The organism is Chryseobacterium sp. FR054, from assembly GCF_056844565.1.
In genome coordinates this window covers 247,842-266,050 of record NZ_JBXDSA010000006.1, presented here as the reverse complement: position 1 = coordinate 266,050, position 18,209 = coordinate 247,842, and the positions used below count along the sequence as shown (strand labels likewise).

Here is an 18,209-nt window from a genome sequence, read left to right as displayed (position 1 = left end):
GGATAAAAAAATCACCCCATTGCTGAGGTGATTTTCAAGATATTTAAACTTGTTTAATCTTTGTTTTTTAGAAGTATCCAGCCGGAGTATTTAACTTCCGTGCTGTTCTTGTCGTTTTCGTTCCAGGATATGGTGTACCAGTAGGTTCCTGTAGGGATTCTCTTGCCGAAAGCAGTTCCGTCCCATTTGTATCCTCTCAGTTTGTCTGCTTCATGCAGTTTGTTTCCATATCTGTCATAAACAATGAATATAAGATTCTTTTTGTAAGACAGTGCAGAGTAGTCAATCTCGTCGTTTACCTTATCTCCGTTCGGAGTAATCGCATTGATCAGATTCGGAACTGTAATGGTAATGTGAGTTGGGTTACAGTTGTAAGTGTCTTTTACAAAAATCTGATTTTCACCTCTTGGAAGGTCCGTGAACGTATCGGAGTCCTGCCAGTTGATTCCGTCTATTGAATACTTATACGGAGCAGTTCCTCCGGTAACGTTTACTTTGATTGTATTGTTGGTGATGTCTACGCTTGAGATAACAGGCTGCTGAGAAGCACGTACTGTTACCGTCTGAAGAGTGAAACATTTTCCTGTTTTCAGTTTTACCCAGTGTACTCCTATCCCGACATTGTTTATCGATTGGGTTTTTTCGCCGGTGCTCCATTCGTATCCGTCAAATCCAGGCCCTGCATCTAATGAGGTCTTAGCCTCTGCACAGATTATTTTGTCTTTCAATATGGCAGATTTTACAGGAGGAAGTACTCTCAGTGTAATTTTAGCGATTGAATAACACTGGTTGGTATTTGTTACCCTTACGTATACCACTGTGCTTTCGCTCAGATGATTTTCAGGGTTTAGGATAGCGTTGGTTTCTTCAACAGCGTCTACTAATGTTTTATAATATTTCTTAGTATCTGTATTAAGAGCTCCTACATCAGCCAGGGTAAGATTGAATGTTGAAGAAGTGGTATTGTTCTCCAGATAGCATTCTTCAATAACGGCATCTTTAAGCTTCACAACCGGATAGAACGATAATCTGATCGCAGCCGTAGCCGTACATCCGAATACTGAAATTAATTTTGCGTATACTATTCTTTCATTGGAAACATAGCTGGTTGGGTTTGTGATTTCGTTGGTATCTGCATTCAGATCAGCCATGGTAGGGTAATATTTCTTGGTAACCGTACCGGTGAACACGTCTGCCATGGTCAGGTCAAATTTTGCCGTACCCTCTTCTCTGTTGTTACAGCCTAAAACAGTAGCGTCCCTGGCTGTAATTTTTACTTCTTTAAAAATAAAGCTTCCTGATATAAAACATTTGTTCAGTGCATTGTTCGGATTATCAGGATCTGTATATTTTATTCTGTAAAAATAAGTAGTTGTTCCGTTTACGGTAATAGGTGTGGTAATAGGCGCATCTCCTGTAAGGGCATCATTATTGTTACGGTGATAAGTTACTGAGAAATTTTCATTCCCGTTGACAATATTATTGCTCAGTGTAGAAAAGTCGAATAAAGAAGGAAGTGAACAGATCGGCACTTCGCGTGGAGATGTAGGTGTTGCTCCCGGCGCTCCCGGTGGAAGGAAAGGATTCGGGGAAAGTGTAGGGTGGTTGAAAGGAGATGCTAAAGTAGCTGTTCCTCCCCACGTTAAAGAGAATCCTAAGGTATTGTGACTGAAGTTGTCAACCAGTAATACGTAAGTCTCACCGGCTACTACGTTCATTGGAGCTTCGTAACTGCCGTTAGGAGCAGGAGATGCCAATCCTGTAGGGTGAGGCCACGGTCCTGTTCTGGGTGCATAGTTACAACGGACAGGAGTTCCTAAAGTCGTGATACTTCCGCAGACAGGGCTTGGTCCCCATACGGCCCAGTCATAATCGGCACTGTTAGCATCGTTGTGTGGACCGTCCGGGTCAACATTCGGAGTGATTTCAAATGTAAGGGTACCGGATTGTCCGACTGTAAATGAATACCATACTGAAAAATGTTCGCCTCCTTTTAGGCAGAGGTCGGCCGGAATATTACCCGATGGTCCCGGTATGTCTACAACGGTTCCCGGTCCTTTCGGATCGTATGAGATATTCGAGTTCCCACAAACCGGAATTGCAGTAGCACAGTCAGACTGCGAGTAAAAAACCTGCGATATAAATAGGATAAAAAGAAGTAGTGTTTTTTTCATTTTTAAACGATTTTTTAATGAAACAAGTTAAATATACAATTTAATTATCATTTATGTTGAAAAACCGCTCCGTAGAGCGGTTTTTTTTATTTCTGTCAAAGATTTACTCTCTGTTTTTTACCATTACCCATCCTGAAAACTTGAACGAAGTATTCTTTTTGTCGTTCTCGTTCCAGGTTACGGAGTACCAGTAAGTTCCCGTAGGGATTTTTAAGCCGCCTACTGTTCCGTCCCATTTGTATCCGTTTGTCTTATCGGCCTGATGGATTTTTGTTCCGTACCTGTCAAAGATACTGAATATAAGGTTCTGTTTACCTGCCATAGCAGAATAATCTATCACATCATTTATACCGTCTCCGTTCGGAGTGATCACATTTACGAGATTAGGAACTACAACACCTATTTCAATAGGATCACAGTCGTAAGCATCTTTTACATAGATTTTGTGATCTCCTCTGGATAAGTTGGAGAATACATTGGAATCCTGCCAGTTGATGTTATCCATAGAATATTTATAGGCTGGAGTTCCACCGATTACGTTCACCGTGATGGTGTTGCTTGTAATGTCAATATTGGATACTACGGGCTGCTCGGAAGCATAAACTTTTACGGTCTGTTTGGTGATACATCCTGCTGTGTTAAGTTTTACCCAATAGGTTCCCACTCCTACATTGCTGATAGACTGTGTCGTGGCTCCGGTGCTCCATTCATAGGCTGTAAACCCGGGTCCTGCATCCAGAGTGGTTTTATCTTCTATACAGATGATTTTGTCTTCCAGAACGTTCGACTTCACAGGAGCGATCACGGTAAGGGTTACTTTGGCAATTGCATAACATCCCTGTGCATTAAACACTTTTACATATATTACACCACTTGGAGCTGTGTAGTTAAGAAAATTTAAAATCTCGTTGGTCCCGTCGATAGCATCTGTATATGAAGGATAATACTTTTTAGTAGCACCGGTTACCGTTGTTACCGTCGCGTTAGTCAGATTGAATTCTCCAAGAGAAGGATTGCTTTCAAGGAAACATGATCTTAAGAACGCATCGGTTACAGTAACTACCGGGTGGAATTTAAGGGTGATCTCTGCTGTATCGGTACAGCCAAACTGTGAAATTACTTTGACGAAAATTTTTCCTTCCGCAGAAACAAACTGATGCAGGGAAACTCCGGTGATTTCGTTGGTTCCGGCATTCAGGTCATACATTGTAGGGTAATACTTCTTGGTTGCGGTAGGATCTCCGAATACATTGGCAGAAGTAAGGTCAAAGGTTGCGGTACCGGCGTTGTTGTTGTTACACTGGGTCAGTGTGTCATCATTGGCAACAATGGTTCCGTCTATGAATTTAAATTTGCCAAACTGTTTACATTTATTGATAGGGTTGTTCGGATTGGTTGGATCCTCGTAGCTTATACTGTAATAATAAATGTCGGTTGTGTTGACAACTTGTGGCGTTGTAATCGGGTTGTTGGATGCCAATGCGTCATTCTGGCTGGTGTGATAAGAAATCTTAAAATTAGGATTACCGTTAAGAATTCCTGCCGATAATGATGAAAAATCAAAAGGAGCCGGATTGGTACAGATGATCACTTCTCTCGGATCTGCCGGGTCTGCTGCCGGTTGTCCGGGAGGATTGAACGGATAAGGCTGTATATTCGGATCTGAGAATGGAGAGGCAAGGGTGGCAGATCCGCCCCATGTCATTCTGAAACCATTGGCTGACTGGCTGTGGTTGTTGACTATCAGATAGTACGTTTCACCAGGCAATACATCCATGTATTTTGCCCATCGGTCTCCGCCTACCGGGTCGCACAGATCGGTAGAAGTCATATTAAGGCCTGTGATTCCGGGTGATACAGCATAAGACCCACGAAGCGGAGTGCCTCGGGTTGCACATGTTTTATTAGGACCGAATACTGCAAAATCATAGTCATTGCCCAGGTCATTGGGAACAATCGAAAAGGTAAGAGTCCCTCCGGTAGCAATAGTAAAGGTATACCATACCGAATACCTTTCACTGCTAAGACAGCCTCCAATAGTTTCCAGAGTATCACCATGTCCGTTAGGGGTATATGAGATGTCTGTATTGCCACAGACGGCCATAGCTGATGAGCAGTCTGACTGCGCATATAGAATATGTGAAAATATTATTAAGAAAAGGAAGAGTGCTTTTTTCATAAGGGGAAGATTTAAAAAAACAAATTTTAAAAGTTATTGTTTATAATAACATTGTTTTGTTGTAAAATACCGTTTTACAAATCGGTACTGATTTTTCAAAAGATGAATGCATCTTAAAATGACAGAGCGGTAAATCAGTTGGTTCTGATCGAAAGCCCTTATACTTTCTCAAATTTTTATTGACTGATTAGCTGTTTGCCCCAGTTTGGAGAAGCTGTTGCTGATGCGTCCGCGGCTTCAAATTCTTTTATCGCCTTTTGATGGCGCTCCACGGCATCGGCTTTATTGTTGGACAGCTCTGCTATTTCAGCCTTCAGAAAGGTAAGTCTCGGACTGCTCTTCAGCTGGGTTTCTGCTTTTGACATATAACCAATAGCTGTTTTTAAATCCTTTTGAGGTTCGGTAGAGGTTACTGTTCTGATTCTCTGTACCAGAATAAGCCCCAGAAGAGTATTGATCTCTCCGTTATTCTTTTCCGCAGCAGCAGCCTGAGTTGCATATTTTTTTGCCAGCTCGCTGGATTCGCTCAGGTTTTTTTGTGGGAAGTTCTTCAGAAGAAAGCTGGTCTTCAGATACATAGATACAGCCGCATAATAGCTGGCCTGCCATTTTTCAGAGGTTTTAGCCTCAGAAAATGTTTTGAAAAGAGTATCATAGTCAGTTTCGGACCGGGCATCGTTGAGCTGCAGAACAGACTGCTGTAAAGCCTGATCTGAGAATTTCTGGGCATCTGCCCGGAAGCCGGCCATGAAAAAGCATAAAATTAATAAAAGTTTATTCATAAAGGGGAATTTTTTTATTAAGCAAATATAGAAAATTATTAAAATTAAATTAAAGAATTTGTGATATATTTAATAAAATAAGAGTGTTTTGTGTTGATATTTTAATATTGCTAACTTGAGATTTGTATTTTTGATTTTCCGTTTTTACTCATTATTGTTGCTTTTTATAAAGATGAAAACAGTTTTTTATGTAAATTATTGTGTAGTGAATAAAAGAGGAAAGAGCTTTTCTGGCATGTTATGCTGAACTGACCGTAAAAGAAACACTTTAATATAAAAAGGCCACTTCAACGGTGAAGTGGCCTTTTTATGGCAAAATCTGATATAGACTAAAATTAAATTATTCTCTGTTTTTAACCATTATCCAGCCAGAGAATTTAAATGCGGTGTTCTTTTTGTTGTTCTCGTTCCAGGTTATGGAATACCAGTATGTGCCCGTTGGAATTTTTTTACCGGTTATGGTTCCGTCCCATTTGTAGCCGTTATTTTTATCAGCCTGATGGATTTTTGTTCCGTATCTGTTAAAGATACTGAATATAAGGTTCTGTTTACCTGCCATAGCAGAATAATCTATCACATCATTTATGCCGTCTGCGTTCGGAGTGATCACATTTATAAGATTGGGGATTACTACCCCTATTTCAATAGGATCGCAGTCGTAAGCATCTTTTACATAGATTTTGTGATCTCCCCTGGATAATTTGGAGAATACATTGGAATCCTGCCAGTTGATGTTATCCATAGAGTATTTATAGGCCGGGGTTCCACCGATTACGTTCACCGTGATGCTGTTGTCTGTAATATCAATATTGGATACTACGGGCTGTTCGGAAGCATAAACTTTTACGGCCTGTTTGGTGATGCATCCTGCTGTGTTAAGTTTTACCCAGTACGTTCCTACTCCTACATTGCTGATAGACGGTGTCGTGGCTCCGGTGCTCCATTCATAGGCTGTAAACCCGGGTCCGGCATCCAGAGTGGTAGTATCTTCAATACAGATGGCTTTGTCTTCCAGGACATTGGATTTTACAGGAGCAATCACCGTTAGGGTTATTTTGGCAATTGAATAACATCCGCGGGTGTCTGTTACCCTTACATATACTACGCCCGTTGGAGCAACGTAATCAAGAGGAGTCAGGATTTCATTAGTACCGGCTGCAGCGTCGGTAAAAGACGGGTAATATTTTTTGGTAGCCCCTGTTACAGTAGTCACGGCAGCATTACTGAGATTGAATGAAGCCGTTGCCGGATTGGATTCTATAAAACAGGATCTGATACTTGTGTCGTTTACCACAACTACGGGGTGAAGATTCAGATTGATTTTGGCTGTTGCAGAACATCCCTGAGGGCTTGTTATCAATACATAGATGACATTGGTTGATGAAAGATAAGCGTAAGGATTAGTGATTTCATTGGTGCCGGCATTCAGATCAGACAGGGAAGGATAATATTTTTTGACAGCGGTCCCGGTTGGATCATTGTATACATTGGCGGTTGTAAGATTGAAAACCGCAGTTCCTGCACCGTTGTTGTTACACATCGTTAAAGTAGCATCCGTAGCGACAATATTTCCCTGTTTGAATTTAAATTTCCCTGTCAGCCGGCAGGAGTTTATCGGATTATCCGGATTGGCAGGATCTTGGTAATGGATGCTGTAATAATATACCCCGGTAGTGTTTACCGTTTGAGGAGTAAGGATGGGATTGCCTCCGGAAAGCGCCTCATTCTGGCTGGTATGGTAGGTAATAACAAAATTAGAATTGCCATTTGCAATTCCTGCTGTCAAGGTTGAAAAATCAAAAACAGTAGGATCCATACAGATGATCACTTCCGACGGATCGGCAGGGTTGGCAGCCGGAACTCCGGGCGGTACAAACGGATAAGGGGTGGTTGCCGGATCATTGAAAGGGGATGCCAGAGTAGCTGTTCCTCCCCAGGTTAGGGAAAATCCGTTGGTGTTGGCGCTGTAGTTGTTTACCAGGAGATAGTAAGTCTCTCCCGGCAGTACATCCAAATATCTTACCCAGGCAGTTCCGTTTCCTGTACCGCCTCCGGCAAAAGGGAAAGTGGTCGTCATGTCAAGCCCGGTGGCACCAGCGGTTAAAAGGGTATTGCATCTGATGCTGTTTCCTTTGTTGGCGCATGTTATATTGGGTCCCCATACATAAAAGTCATAATCCGTGGGTGTCGTTTGCAGAGGAGTAATAACAAAAGTTAATGTTCCTCCGGTAGCAATGGTGAATTTATACCACACAGAATACATTTCCCGATATATACCACAGCTTCCATCCGGCAGTTCCTGAACTCCCGGCCCGCTGGGAATATAAGAGATATTTGAATTGCCGCAAACTGCCATCGCTGTAATGCAGTCCTCTTGTGAGAAAAAGAGTTTGGGTAGAAATAAGATTAAAAGAATTAGAGTTTTTTTCATATCTGATCATTTAAGATATTAATTTCATATAATTAAGGTTAAATTGCTGCCTGATTTGTCTGTTTTGCAGAATTTTAACCTTTTAATTGTTAATGATTCTGAAAAATAGCATACTGAATTATGGCGTTTTATCTTTACTTCTGATGGAATGGTATTTATAAACCCATTGAAGCCCGGCACTCTTCAAAGGGATCAATAAATGTTATAATTACCATCCCGGATGCTAAAAAATATACAGATCCGTTGCAATGCAGTATTTTTATCAAAATCATTTTTTCGTAATCAAATTTACATAAAAAAAGATATTTGATTGATAAATAGCTATTATTTTAATCTTTTTTCAATTGTTAATGAATTTTAATAAAAGAAATTTAATGGTCTTATGAAAATATATAAAGATCGAATGATAAAAAATGAATTTTATTTATAGGGATATAGAAAAAACATGAGAATTTCCTCTGAATTAGGTTCAGAGGATAAAGAAAATATCATATAATAAAAGAAATTAATACTGCATTTTTCTCAGCTTAGGATTGGTGCTTCCCACGAGCAGAGCAATCAGAACCGTCATGCTTCCTCCGAAGACAACCGACCGTACAACGCCCAGCAGCTTAGCCATCAGTCCGCTCTCAAACTGTCCCATTTCATTACTGGACATAATGAAAATTGAATTGACACTCAGAACCCTTCCTCTTATATGATCCGGAGTTTTCAGCTGTACAATGGTTCCCCGGATGACTACGGAAATCCCGTCCAGCATCCCGCTCATCACTAAAAACATAAATGAAAGCCAATACAGCTTAGAAAGCCCGAATCCAATGATGCAAAGTCCGAATCCTGTAACCACTGCCAGAAGAATTTTCCCCTGATTCTTACGTAAAGGAACCAGGGAAAGAATGGTAATGATACACATGGAGCCAATATCCGATGCGGCATTCAGCAGTCCGAAGCCCTCAGCTCCGGCATCCAGAATATCGGTGGCAAACACCGGGATCATCGCAACCGCACCACCGAAAAGTACAGCAAACATATCGAGACATAAAGCCCCTAAAATCTCCTTTGTTTTGAAAATATAAGAAATTCCTTCACGCATGCTGTCCATTACATTGACGTGTTCTTTTTTATATTCCGAAAACTGTTTATTCAGCTGCCAGAAGAAAAGAGATGCGGTAAATATCAGCGAAAGGATGACTACCAATGTCCACTTTACCCCGAAATACCCTATCAGAAGTCCGCCGGCGGCATGTCCGCATACAGATGAAATCAGAAATGTAGCCTGATTGAGGGTAACGGCGTTCGGAAGATTTTCTTTCTTTACGATCTTCGGAATCATAGAAGGTACGATCGGTCCTATGAAAGCACGGGCAATCCCCGTAAAAAAAATCACACCGTAAATAAAATAGGTGATCTGATGTCCGTTGAAATGCATCTCTACATTGAGAAAAGCGGGGATCAGCAGCAGGCCGATCAGAACAATATAGGCATAGTTGCAGATCAGCAGTAATCTCTTTTTTTCATTCATATCAATAACATGTCCGGCATATAAAGCGCAGCTTACGGCCGGAATGACCTCCGAAAGTCCTATCAGTCCTATTGAAAACGGATCTTTTGTCAGTTGGTACACCCACCATCCCAGTAAAGTAGCGAGCATCCTGAAGGCCAAAACAATAAAAAATCTTCCCGTAAGAAGATTCCTGAATTCAACATTATCTAATGTTTTTAACGGGGTAAAAGAAATCATGCACAAAAATAGCCCTAAATATTCATTTAAGGCTGTGGGTATATTCGTTTTTTAAATGATAAATCAAATAAGTCCTGAAAGATAAAATCTATTTTAGTCCGCTCTCAGTGAACTGATCACAATAGCAGCAACACCCGCTGCACCAATTACAGTGGCACCTGCGGTCACTCTGGCTTTGGATCTGTCTTTCACAGCAGCCACATTGGATTTTGGAATAATTACTTCTGTACTGTCTTTCTTGCCTGCAGTTCCGATGAGGTTGTCTCCGTCTACATTCCTAAAGAGCATTTTCTGTTTTGGAGAACCGTCTTTCATAGTAACGACATAAACTCTTCCGGCTTCCAGATTTGAATAGTTATTTTTTGAAATATCATCGCTGTACTTTGTAGTAGCACATGAAGAAATAACAAATAAAGACGTGAATAAGGCTGATTTTAAAAGTACAGATGCTCTCATTATTATTTTTTAGTTTTTCAAATTTATAATTTTTTTCCAATATACGTTTTTGGAATTGAAAAAATATCTTTAAAATTTATGAAGTTCTAACTGATCTGCAATTTTCCTGTCATTGGCCAGTCTCGGAATTTTATTTTGCCCGCCCAGTTTTCCCTGGGATCTCGCATATTCATGAAATGCATTTTTCTTCAGTTTTGTGATCTGAAGCTTCTGCAGGATATTCCCGGTAATCAGATCGTTGTAATACGTATTGCGTTTGCGGAGCTGATCATCCAGTTCGGCTCTGAAAACGTCCATATTTTCCGGTTCTTTTTCAAATTCTATCAGCCATTCATGATAGGGAAGTCCCTCATCGGGATTTACCTGTGGGGCAAGATGGAATTCCGTGATCTGTGCAGGATATTTCTCTAAAGCGGCTTTCAGTGCCTCTTCTACTTCAAAGGCAATCACATGTTCTCCGAAGGCGGACGTAAAATGTTTGGTTCTGCCGCTTACCAGGATTCTGTAAGGATTTTTGCTGATAAACCTTACTACATCCCCGATAGAATAGGCCCATAGACCGGAATTAGTGGTCAGGATTAACGCATAGTCCTTATGAAGCTCAACCTCTTTTAAAGTTAACCTCCGTGCGCCGGGTTTTCCATATTCTTCCAGTGGAACAAATTCATAAAAAATTCCGTGGTTGGTTAAAAGAAGAAGTCCTTCTTTAGTATAATCGTCCTGGAATGCGAAAAAGCCTTCAGAAGCGGGGAAAGTCTGTATGGTATCTACTTTTCCACCCAGAAGGTCTTCCATTTTATCCCGGTAAGGTTCATAATTTACGCCTCCTGTCACAATCAGCTGCAGATTGGGGAAAAGCTGTTTGATCTTTTTGCCGTGTTTTTCAGTCAGTTTTTCAAAATACATTACCAGCCACGGCGGAATACCTGAGATCAGGGTCATGTTTTCCCTCTCTGTTTCCTCAATGATCTGGTCTACTTTAGCTTCCCAGTCTTCCATGATATTGGTTTCCCAGCTCGGAAGACGGTTCTTCTGAAGGTATCCGGGAATGTGGTGGGCAACAATGCCGGAAAGACGGCCTGTCTTTATCCCGAAAACTTCTTCCAGCTCAGGACTGCCCTGAAGGAAGATCATTTTTCCCTTCACAAAATCGGCATTGTTTTTCTGAGCAATATAATGAAAGAGAGCACTCCGGGCACCGGCAATCTGAAAAGGCATACCTTCTTTGGAAATAGGAATGTATTTTGATCCCGAAGTGGTTCCTGAAGTTTTCGCAAAATACTCAGGCGTTTCCGTCCAGAGAATATTGGCCTGTCCTCTTTTTACCCTTTCGATATACGGTTTTAAATCTTCATAGTCTGCAACAGGTACTCTTTCCTGAAATTCTTTTACAGAATGAATATTCTCAAAATCATGCTCCCGGCCGAAAAGTGTTTTCCGGGCGGTTTTTACAAGAGATAAAAGAAGAGTTTCCTGATTCTGTTCAGCATTTTTCTTGAATTCTTCAGTCTTCCGGACATGTTTTTTTGCCCAGATCAGTGCTGCATTTTTCTTGATGAAGTTTAACATGGTTCAAATTTATAAATAAGTACAGAATCTTAAACCATTTTCTTCGTCCAGGTGTAAAAGTTGAATGATTTTTTGTCAGCCGATAAAGCAAACCGTAATAAATAGCAGTGAAGTGTCTTTAAAATGAGCAATCCCGTATCGCTTATCTCTGAAATATGAGACTTTATATTGCTTTGCTGAGTTTCCGTTCTTGTTATTTATACACAGCATCAATATTTGTTTTTATCATTGTGCTACATATTTACTATTTATCAGTTTCCATTTAAACCCTGTTGAAGCCGGTAAAACATTAGCTATTGTTTTTATCACAGGTTCGACAGGCTTCTTTATAACACAAAAAAACCAGTGAATGGCTTCACCGGTTCTTCGAAATTTGATTATGAAAATAACAACTATATGTTGAGTTTATTTGTTCACTTTGTACCTTTTGTCAGGAGTACCGTCTTTTTTAAGCTTTTTATTCTCTTTGTATCTCTTGTCCGGAGTGCCGTCTTTTTTCATTTTGGCTGCCGGTTTTGCAGTTTGAGCTTCAGGAGCTTTTACCGTTTTTGCTGTTTGATGAGGGGTTGTGCCGGAAGCAGGAGCAGTCTGCTGGGCTGTCGCAAGTCCCAGACCTAGTACCAGAGACATTGCCGTTAATAATTTTTTCATAGGGTGTATTGTTTATTTCTTAAGTAAAGATATACAAAAAACGGGCTGGAAAAACGGGGTGTTTTAAACTTAACTAAAGTTTATCACTGCTTAAAAAAAAATTAAAGCCCCGGAAAATAAGATATAAAAAAAGCCTGCTTTATGTTACAGCAGGCTTACGTATCCGTATGAATAGTTGGTTTATCGTGTACAGTTGGCGGTCCATGTTTTACCGTCCTTTATATATAAAATCTTCAGTTCATTATTGTCGATTCTGATATAAGACGTTGCGGAAGATCCGATCATTACCAGTGTATGATCCCCCTGCTGCTGAAATTCTACTCCGTTCAGATCGGGGATGCTGTTGGAAAAGGCAAAATTATATTTTGTTCCGCTGGCGATCTTGGTAACAAATACACTTCCGTCATCAGCATTGATGTTGGTAGATCCGTCATTATACGAAACACTTCCTTTATAAGTTCCCGCGAAAAAATCATTGTTTACAGGATCATCGTCTCTGCTGCACGATGAGAAAGATAATGCCGTGAAAAATACCAGCATGCAAATTCCTAAGATTCTAATTGCTTTTTTCATAATATTATTTCTTTATAGTTTGGTAAAGGAGAATTTTCAAACTCTGTGCCACTGGCTGAAATGGGAATTATTTTAACTTATAATTAAATAAATTGGTAAAAAATTAAGATTTGGGTATCTGTTTTGGTATTTTGTTAATTTTTATGCAAAAGTGAAATTCTTGAAACAGAGAAAAATATCCGTATCTTTGTGCTTCAGACACGGTTTCGGAGAACTTCCGGAATCGCTTTTGTCGTTTATACCTTTACTATTTATGCAGCTAAAACCCATCAACGAAAAGTTTCTCCCCGATCTGCTTCAGAAAGAATTTGGAAAAGAAATCTTTGATCAGCTGGAAGGCAGCCGGCATATTTCCGTGAAAGGAAGTGCCGGATCCAGTGTATCTGTTTTTACCGCTGAACTTTTCCTCACACGCAAAAAGAATATCCTTTATCTGGTGGATGATAAGGAAGACGCCCTGTATGCAAATACTGAAATGGAAGATCTGCTGGGAAAAGAAAAAGTTCTGTATTTTCCGGCTACCCATCTGGAGCCTTATCAGGTTGAAAAGACGCAGAATGCCAATCTCGTTCTGAGAACCGAGGTTTTAAATAAAATAAATTCAGGAAGGTCTCCCAAAGTGATCGTTGCCTATACGGGAGCTTTATCGGAGAAGGTTCTTAAAAAAGAAGATTTTAAAGCCATATCTCATCATATTAAAACCGGAGATCAGCTGGATTTTGATTTTGTAGACGAACTGCTCAGTCATTACCATTTCCAGCAGGCGGACTTTGTTTCCGAGCCTGGCGAATTTTCGGTAAGAGGAGGGATTGTGGATGTGTTTTCCTATTCCCATGAAAAGCCTTACCGTATTACTTTCTTCGGAAATGAGGTGGAAAGTATCAAAACATTTGATATAGAAACACAGCTTTCAGTGGAAAAGGTCAAAGAGTTTCAGCTGGTATCGAATATGAATTTTTCAGTTACCGGAACAAAGGTTTCCCTGCTGCAGCTTCTGCCGGAAGACAGCTTTATCGTTTCCAGGAACGGAGCTGTGGGAATGCAGAAGATCAGGTCATTTTACGGGAAGTCTCTTGAAAAATACGAGTCCCTGAGCAGAGATATCGCTCACAGAACCCCTCAGGAGCTGTTCATTTCGGATCAGGAGTTCTTATTTGATTATAAAAAATTTACAACCATTGATTTTGCAGGGATTTCAATGGAGGGAATCAAAGATCTCAATGAAATTAAACTGGAGCAGCTTCCGCAGCCGTCTTTCCATAAGAATTTTGAGCTGCTTATTGAAGATCTTGAGGAAAAGCAGAATGAAGGTTTTGATACATGGATCTCTTTTTCCACGGAGAAACAGAAAGAAAGACTTGAGTCTATCTTTGAAGAGCTTGAACACGAGCTGGCTTTTAAAAGTTTTAAATCTGAACTGCATGAAGGCTTTGTAGATAACGGGCACAGGTTATTGGTATATACTGATCACCAGATCTTTGACAGGTACCAGCGGTATAAAGCAAAAAATACTTTCGCCAAATCTGAGCAGCTTACCCTGAAAGACCTGATGTCTCTGAAGATCGGGGATTATATTGCCCATATCGACCACGGCATCGGAAAATTCATGGGGCTGGTAAAAGTAAACAATGACGGAAAAATTCAGGAATGCTTCAAACTAACCTATAAGAATGGTGATCTTCTGTATGTAAGCATTCATTCGTTACATAAGATTTCGAAATATAACGGCCCGGATGGAAAAGAAATTGTGCTGAGCAAACTGGGATCGCCAACGTGGAAGTCTCTGAAGCAGAAAACAAAGGCCAAAGTAAAACAGATCGCTTTCGACCTTATCAAACTGTATGCCCAGCGAAAGACAGCAAAAGGATTTGCCTATACTCCGGATTCGTATCTGCAGAACGAGCTGGAAGCAAGCTTTATTTATGAAGATACTCCTGACCAGGAAAAAGCCACAATCGATGTGAAAAGAGATATGGAAGCAGATACGGTGATGGATCGTCTGGTATGCGGTGATGTTGGCTTCGGAAAGACGGAAGTGGCGATGCGTGCTGCCTTTAAAGCTGCAACGGACGGGAAACAGGTAGCTGTGCTTGTTCCTACCACTATTCTTGCCTTCCAGCATTACAGGAGCTTTAAAGAAAGACTGAAAGACTTTCCTGTAAATGTTGCCTATGTAAACCGATTCAGAACTGCCAAACAAAAAGCTGAAACACTGGAAGACCTGAAAAACGGAAAGGTGGATATTATCATCGGAACCCATCAGCTGGTAAGCAGCTCTGTGAAGTTTAAAGATCTCGGCCTGCTGATTATTGATGAGGAACATAAGTTTGGTGTTTCTGTGAAAGATAAGCTAAAAACCCTTAAAAACAACGTAGACACGCTTACGCTGACGGCTACTCCCATCCCGAGAACATTACAGTTTTCCCTGATGGCAGCAAGGGATCTTTCTGTAATAAAAACACCGCCACCAAACCGCCAGCCGGTTGATACCCATCTGATCGGTTTTAACGAAGAAACGCTTCGGGACGCTATTTCTTACGAGCTTCAGAGAGACGGACAGGTGTATTTCATTAATAACAGGATTGAAAATCTTAAAGATATAGCCGGGCTTATTCAGAGGCTGGTTCCGGATGCAAGAGTCATCACAGGGCATGGCCAGATGGAAGGTAAACAGCTGGAAAAAAATGTCCTGGATTTTATGGACGGGAAATATGATGTTCTGGTTTCTACTACTATCGTGGAAAGTGGGGTAGATGTTCCTAATGCCAACACAATCTTTATTAATGATGCCCACCGTTTCGGAATGGCAGATCTTCACCAGATGAGAGGAAGAGTGGGGCGAAGCAACAGAAAAGCATTCTGCTATCTGATTACGCCGCCTTATGATATGGTAACTTCTGATGCCCGTAAACGTCTGGAAGCAATTGAACAGTTCTCTGATCTTGGAAGCGGTTTTCAGATTGCAATGAAGGATCTGGAAATCCGGGGAGCGGGTGATCTTCTGGGAGCGGAACAGAGCGGCTTTATCAATGAGATGGGCTTTGAAACCTATCAGAAGCTGATGCAGGAAGCATTGGAAGAATTAAAAGATGATGCGGATTTTGAAAACCTATTTGAAAATGAGGAAGACCGTCAGAAACTGTTCAAATCTGTAAAGGATGTGAATATTGATACGGATCTTGAACTGATGCTGCCTGATTTTTATATTTCCAATACGGAAGAAAGGCTGCTGCTCTATCAGAAAATTGCGGAAATCAATAATGAAAAAGAACTCCATCAGTTTGAACTTGAACTGATCGACCGTTTCGGGCCACTTCCGAAAGAAGCTGTGAATCTGTTGAAAAGCGTCTCGCTTAAATGGCTTGCTGCGGATATAGGATTTGATAAGATTGTGATGAAAAACGGTGTGTTTCTGGGATATTTTCCGGGTAATCCTCAGGATAAGTTTTACCAGACCGACCGTTTCAGGCATATTATAACCTATTTAACCGGCAATCCGGCAGAAGCACAGCTGAAAGAAAAGATCGGGAAGGAGGGCAATCAGCTCATGATGAGAAAAGAAAAAGTGAAAAATGTGGATGAGGTGAATCTGCTGCTTAAAGCAATTATCGGACACAATTAAAATGAGCTGTTTTCTGTTGAAAAACTGTTTTTTCTGTCTTTGGAAATAATTGATTTTTAACTAAAACATAGAAAAGATCTGAAAATTTTACTATTCAGATCTTTTTTTTATTGAAAATTTTCCATGAGTTTTTTGCTGAAAAATTCATGGAAAAGTCTTTGAAAATCACAGAATAATGAGTAAAAATAAATGTTTAATCGTTTGATTTATAGTGGGTAATAAAGATTTTTTAAAGAAAATAAAGAGGATATTAATCACTTGTAGAAATAATTCTACTTTTTTGTACAACTAATTCTATGGCGTAAATGCTTTATTTCTACATAGTTAGAATTAATTAAAATATGTTTTTTGATTGATAATTTGTACCTTTGTGGCCCTAATTATGAAAAAAATTATATTTTGTTGCACTTTTGGACTTATGTCATTCTGTGTCAACGCTCAGGTGGGAATTGGGACAAATTCTCCTAAGTCTACTCTCGATGTAAACGGGAAGACCACCTTAAGAAAAGAACTTAGAGTCGGAGGCACTTCAGCTCAGGCAGGAAATGCCGGACTTAATGGCCAGGTTTTGGTTTCACAGGGAGAAGGAAAACCTCCTGTATGGAAATCATTGAATGTTTCCTTTATGGAAGAGGGACAGTACAAATTGATCAATTCGTATGTGTCTTCAGATCAGAACGGGATAGGTACCCTTTCCAGTCAGGCAGCCGGTGACGGTATTTATAAGAATAATGTAGGAGATGATATTACCGATACCTCAAAAGGAGTATGGGTAAAAATAGAAGGACTGAAAAATACCTTTGATATCAAAAACGGAAAAAACAGACTTACTTATCAGTTTCAGACCGGTGTTGAAATAAAAGCCCCGAATGCACAAACTTCCCAGAACATAAGTTTTACCTGTGGTGTTTTCAGAAACGGAAGGCTTGTTGCAGTACGTCCGGACAGGATTGCTTCAAATAACAACAGCGAAAAAGCAGGAATACAGGAGTATATTTTTACCCTTAACTATACTGAACAAAATGTACCTATAGGTGTACAGAAACTTGAAGTGGCCTGTCGTAAGATCTCTACTTCCAGTTCGGGATCCCAGTTTGCCATAGGACGTAATATATCAGATACCAACACAGTTTCCAATGCATTTACTCTTGAGTCTATTATGAAGATAGATGTGATTGAGTATGTTACTTATAAAAACAATTAATCAACTGATGAGAAAAATAATATTAACTCTATTTCTTGGAGCAGGACTGCTGTTGTCCGGACAGGTGGGTATTAATACAGATACTCCGAAGGCCAAACTGGATGTGAACGGAGATCTGAATCTGAGAAATAAAATAGTCGTTCTGAATACCACAGACAACAGCCTTTCTCAAGGGAATAATGACCAGATCCTTGTCTCTCAGGGAGAGGGCTACCCTCCCATCTGGAAATCGCTGCGTATTCCGGAATATGAACCGAATAAATTTTACCTGATATTCAATAATTCCTTTTCAGACAGAACAGGTGTGAAATTTACCAATAGTGAACAGTTTGGTACTGCTGCCCGAAGTACTGCTTTTGTAAAAGGAGCAAACTTTTCCAGTTTTCCAACGTTTAAGAAAATCCCGGGACTGTCTGATAAGATCAAAGTATACAGTACACAAAGCAAAACATATTTCCAGTTTGAAACGGTGGTGCAGGCCGATCTGCCTTCAAATAAAGCAACAGACGTTTCAATAGATTATGCATGTGGAATTTTTGTGGATGATAAACTGGTCAATATGAGACAGAGAAATCTAAAGGCGAGTAGTGCATCCAATACTTTCATTACCCATAATCAGATCGGGGTAATTGAAAACCTTTCTATTGGAGAACATAATGTAAGTGTTGCATGCTCAAGAATCGGGTCTTATGAAACGGCAAATACTATTGTTCTGGCTATAGGGACTTATGCGTCAGATAATATCAATGATTTTATTACCCAGTCTTCTTTGAAAGTAGATGTGTATGAAATTCCTCAGTTCTTTAATCCTATTACTAATTAAATCC

The 18,209-nt window shown here is 40.2% G+C and carries 12 protein-coding genes; 3 read left to right on the top strand and 9 right to left on the bottom strand.

All coding sequences use genetic code 11. The features are described 5' to 3' along the window. Positions 1–53: 53 nt before the first annotated feature. From AC106S_RS21975 to AC106S_RS21935, 9 genes are all read right to left on the bottom strand, one after another. Entirely contained in the window at positions 54–2,174 is a 2,121-nt protein-coding gene (locus AC106S_RS21975; RefSeq protein ID WP_482441968.1) for a T9SS type B sorting domain-containing protein, read from the bottom strand. Positions 2,175–2,277: 103 nt separating this feature from the next. Further along, the gene (locus AC106S_RS21970) at positions 2,278–4,353 is read right to left on the bottom strand and encodes a T9SS type B sorting domain-containing protein (protein WP_482441966.1); all 2,076 of its coding nucleotides are present in this window, start codon (positions 4,351–4,353) and stop codon (positions 2,278–2,280) included. 176 nt (positions 4,354–4,529) lie between these two features. Beyond that, positions 4,530–5,135, bottom strand: coding sequence for a hypothetical protein (locus AC106S_RS21965; protein WP_482441965.1), 606 nt, complete (start codon positions 5,133–5,135; stop codon positions 4,530–4,532). Between the two features lie 340 nt (positions 5,136–5,475). Further along, positions 5,476–7,566, bottom strand: a complete 2,091-nt coding sequence (locus AC106S_RS21960) for a T9SS type B sorting domain-containing protein (protein ID WP_482441964.1) — start codon at positions 7,564–7,566, stop codon at positions 5,476–5,478. Positions 7,567–8,071: 505 nt separating this feature from the next. Further along, positions 8,072–9,307 (bottom strand): MFS transporter, encoded by a 1,236-nt coding sequence (locus tag AC106S_RS21955; protein ID WP_482441962.1) that lies wholly within the window; start codon positions 9,305–9,307, stop codon positions 8,072–8,074. A gap of 93 nt (positions 9,308–9,400) precedes the next feature. Further along, complete coding sequence (locus tag AC106S_RS21950; protein ID WP_482441961.1) at positions 9,401–9,763, bottom strand: hypothetical protein; 363 nt, start codon at positions 9,761–9,763, stop codon at positions 9,401–9,403. 69 nt (positions 9,764–9,832) lie between these two features. Next, entirely contained in the window at positions 9,833–11,332 is a 1,500-nt protein-coding gene (locus AC106S_RS21945) for a GH3 auxin-responsive promoter family protein (RefSeq protein ID WP_482441960.1), read from the bottom strand. Between the two features lie 405 nt (positions 11,333–11,737). Continuing rightward, entirely contained in the window at positions 11,738–11,983 is a 246-nt protein-coding gene (locus AC106S_RS21940) for a hypothetical protein (protein ID WP_482441958.1), read from the bottom strand. A gap of 180 nt (positions 11,984–12,163) precedes the next feature. Next, positions 12,164–12,556 carry a hypothetical protein gene (locus AC106S_RS21935; RefSeq protein WP_482441957.1) on the bottom strand — a complete coding sequence of 131 codons (393 nt, stop codon included), beginning with the start codon at positions 12,554–12,556 and terminating at the stop codon, positions 12,164–12,166. 253 nt (positions 12,557–12,809) lie between these two features. On the opposite strand from AC106S_RS21935, the gene mfd reads away from it, so the two are divergent. The 3 genes from mfd (at position 12,810) to AC106S_RS21920 (ending at position 18,205) form a co-directional block, all read left to right on the top strand. Continuing rightward, a complete protein-coding gene (mfd, locus tag AC106S_RS21930; protein WP_482442008.1) occupies positions 12,810–16,178 on the top strand; it encodes a transcription-repair coupling factor in 3,369 nt (1,122 codons plus the stop codon). Between the two features lie 418 nt (positions 16,179–16,596). Next, positions 16,597–17,382: a hypothetical protein gene (locus AC106S_RS21925; protein ID WP_482441955.1), complete on the top strand. Its 786-nt coding sequence runs from the start codon at positions 16,597–16,599 to the stop codon at positions 17,380–17,382. 7 nt (positions 17,383–17,389) lie between these two features. Then, positions 17,390–18,205: a hypothetical protein gene (locus AC106S_RS21920; RefSeq protein WP_482441953.1), complete on the top strand. Its 816-nt coding sequence runs from the start codon at positions 17,390–17,392 to the stop codon at positions 18,203–18,205. The last annotated feature ends 4 nt before the right edge of the window (positions 18,206–18,209 follow it).